This is a genomic window from Ruminococcus sp., from assembly GCF_045129435.1.
Lineage (GTDB): Bacteria > Bacillota > Clostridia > Oscillospirales > Acutalibacteraceae > Ruminococcoides.
On record NZ_JBGVJL010000138.1, the window covers coordinates 1 to 3,828 of the forward strand.

The window sequence follows — 3,828 nt, forward strand, 5'->3', positions numbered from 1 at the left end:
TGTAAATAATGAAACCGGTGCGATTATGCCTGTTGCAGAAATTTTTGATGCCGTAAAGCAGAAAAATTCAAATATTATCTGCCATACGGATGCGGTACAGGCTTTTGGAAAAATTCCTGTTAATACAAAAAAGCTGGGTGCAGACCTTGTTACTGTGTCGGCTCACAAGGTACATTCCCCAAAGGGCTGCGGTGCTATATTTATTAAAAAGGGTGTTCGTCTTGTTGCTCGCACATATGGCGGTGAGCAGGAAAAGAAAATTCGCCCCGGTACAGAGCCGTTGCCTCTTATTGCGGCATTTGGTGTTGCCTGCAATGAATTTGCTATAGAAAAGAATTACGAAAAGGTAACTGAGCTTTGCAATTATGCAAAGAATCAGCTCACAAAAATAGACGGAGTTTTAATCAATTCTCCTGATGATGCTTTGCCATATGTCCTGAATTTTTCGGCAGGTAAAGTCAGAAGTGAAACAATGCTCCATTTTCTTGAGGAATATGAAATCTATGTTTCCTCAGGCAGTGCATGTGCAAAGGGTGCTCCAAGCTATGTGCTGAGTGCCATGGGTTATGGCAAGGATAGGGCAGACAGTGCTTTGCGTGTAAGCTTTTCTAAGCTTAATATCAAGGAAGATGTTGACGCACTATGCACCGCACTTGAGCAGGGACTAAAGGTCCTTGTTCACCGATAAACTGAAAGGCAGAAATTTAATGAAAGAAATCATTCTCTTAAAAGACGGCGAAATCGTACTTAAAGGATTGAATCGCCGTACATTTGAAGATGTTCTAAAAAAGAATATCAGATATGCACTTTATCCGTTGGGCGATTTTGAAATCAAATCCGCTCAGTCAATTATATATGTTAAACCTTTGTCAGATGATATTGACCTTGACGAGGCTTGCCTCAAAATTTCAAGAATATTTGGCATTGTGGCTTATTCAAGAGCCGCAATTTGCGAGGAAAAAACTCTTGAATCAATTATGGCAACTGCACCTGTTTATCTTGAAAAAGAATTAAAAGCAGCCAAAACCTTTAAGGTAGAGGCAAGAAGAAGCGACAAACGCTTTCCGTACAAATCGCCTGAAATCTGTGCCGAGCTTGGCGGAGTTATTCTTGACAAGTTCCCACATCTTAGTGTTGATGTTCACAATCCTGACCTTGTTGTAAATGTTGAGGTTCGTGATTTTGGTGCATATGTTCACGGTGCGGCACTCAAGGGTGCAGGCGGCATTCCTGTTGGCACAAGCGGTAATGCAGCTATTCTTATAAGCGGTGGTATTGACTCACCGGTTGCCGCATATATGATGGCAAAAAGAGGTTTGAAGCTTACTGCAATTCACTTTGCCAGCCCTCCGTACACAAGCAAAAGAGCCGAGGATAAGGTAGTAAGACTTTTAAGACGAGTAAGCCGTTATGCCGGCAAAATGACAATGTACACAGTACCTTTCACAAAAATCCAGGAAACTATCAAAAACGAATGTCCTGAGGAATTGTTTACAATCATAATGAGAAGACTGATGATGGAAATTTCATCAAGAATTGCAGAGGATAACAACTGCACAGCACTTATTACAGGCGAGAGCCTTGGTCAGGTGGCAAGCCAGACTATCGGTGCGTTGGGTTGTACCGATGAAGCCTCTGACTTAGTTGTATTCAGACCTTTGATTGGTATGGATAAGCAGGAAATTATTGATATTTCATATAAAATAGATACTTACGATATTTCAATCGAGCCTTACGAGGATTGCTGTACTGTATTCACACCAAAGCATCCACGAACAAGACCTGTTTTGAAATATGTTAAGGAAGCTCAGAATAAAGCAGGCTTTGCACCGATGATTGAGGAAGCACTTGCAAACCTCAAGGTAACGGAAATTTCTGCTCAGGATGAGTAATATATACCAAAAAGAAAATTACTGTAACACGAAAGGATGAACCTGCGTGGATATTGAAATTTTATTGGTAAACCAAAGCAATACCCCTAATATTGACAACAACGAGCTTTCCGGTAAGCTTGCCGAAAACGGTTTTATGCTCACCTATGTAACAAATGTTGATTTCAAGAGCAAAAAACTTATTGCCGCTCTTGATAAATGTGCAGATAACGAGGAAAAGCCGGCGGTTGTCATTGTAGCAAATGCACTTTCAGATAAGGGTGCAGAAAGTTTTAAAATGCATATTTCAGAGGTAGTTGCACAGGCTGAAAAGACTGAAAAGCCGAAAGTCCCAAAGAATTACTGGAAAAAACGCACCAAAGCTTTAAAAAATGCAAAAAAACTTAAACTTTCCGAAGAAAAGGTAAATGAAATCAAAGAAAGCTTTAAGCTTTACAGGAAAAAGTCAAAGATATTTAACCTGGGAGATTTAGGTAATGGTTGTAAAGGCTATTGCTTTATGTACAAGGGTATGAAAGTGGCTGTTTTGCCGAGAGATAAGTATTCTCTCAGCAGTGTTGACGATATGATTATTACGGCTGCCACAAAAACTCTTGAGGTGTTTGAAAACAACGAGGAGCAATACCCCGGCGGTTTTAGCAAGGTTGAGTATATTCCGCCTAAAAAGGGATTAAAGTATCGACTTATTCCAATGCGTGGCGACAGCGGCAAAGAGGTAGCACGAAAGTCGGTTGCTCTTGTGTCATTAGCTGTATTCATTGGTGCGTTGTCAATGCTTTTCTACAATATGGTTTACCTCAGCTATCAGAATAAAGAAAAAATGAACGATATTCAGATGATTTACCATAATACTTCTGATGATAATACTTCTCAGGGCGGTGACAAAAAGCCAAGTGAGGAAGAAAAGGTGGATTGGGCAAAGCTTAAAGATATTAATAAGGAAATTGTCGGTTGGATAAATATTAATGATACCCAAATCGACTACCCTGTTTTGTATCACGAGGGCGACAGCCGTTCTTCTCAGTATTATCTTTACAGAGATTACAGAGGAAATCCTGATGATTGGGGCAGTATATTTATTGACTACCGCAGTACCGAGAGCACAAAGAGCAAAAATGTTATTATGCACGGTCACCATATGAATGATGGCACAATGTTTGCGGATATGCTCAAATACGGCAGATACTCAATAGATATGGACTTCTACAAAAAAGCTCCGACAATTACTTTCAATACACCTGACGGTGACGGAACATACAAGATTATTTCCGTATTTAAGACAAATACATTGTCAAGCCACGGTGAGTTCTTTAACTATATGATAGGTTCATTCCAGAATGATAAGGATTTTATGAACTATGTTTATAATGTCAGAGTTCGTTCAATGGTAAATTGCCCTGTTGATGTTAATGAGGACGATACATTAATCACACTTTCAACCTGTTCATACGAATACACCGATTTCAGAACAGTAATTGTTGCAAGAAAAGTGAGAGATGGTGAGTCTGCAAAGGTTGATGTTTCTCAGGCATCGGCAAATAATAATGCAGTATGGCCACAGGTTTATTATGACAGAAACGGCGGTACACGCCCAACTGTAACAGACTTCTGTACTGCTTATGACGCAGGTCAGATTGATTGGTACAGCGGTGATTATGACTTCAAGGATCAGAAAATTGTTGAGCCAACCACAGCCCCGGCGGCAACAGACGCTCAGGGCAATACAGTAAAGGCTACTCAGCCGACAACTGCTCAGCCTACCACACAGGCTAAGGTTTATGTGACAGTTAAGTTTATAAATTATGACGGCTCACAGATAAGCGAGCAAAAGGTTGAGGTTGGCAAGTCGGCAAAAGCACCGGCAGATCCGGTAAAGCCAAGCGATGATTATTTTGACTATGTATTCAAAGGCTGGCAGCTCGACTTTAGCAAGGTT

3 protein-coding genes are annotated in these 3,828 nt (G+C 40.5%); all 3 read left to right on the top strand.

Features of this window, described 5'->3' with window-relative positions:
- A partial coding sequence (locus ACJMMI_RS06590) for a cysteine desulfurase family protein (RefSeq protein WP_405354411.1) occupies positions 1-688 on the top strand: 688 nt, incomplete at its 5' end.
- Between the two features lie 19 nt (positions 689-707).
- On the top strand, positions 708-1,892 hold the full coding sequence (gene thiI, locus ACJMMI_RS06595) for a tRNA uracil 4-sulfurtransferase ThiI (RefSeq protein WP_405354412.1): 1,185 nt from the start codon (positions 708-710) through the stop codon (positions 1,890-1,892).
- Between the two features lie 46 nt (positions 1,893-1,938).
- Positions 1,939-3,828 (top strand): class B sortase (srtB, locus tag ACJMMI_RS06600; RefSeq protein WP_405354413.1); only part of this gene is annotated, 1,890 nt, incomplete at its 3' end.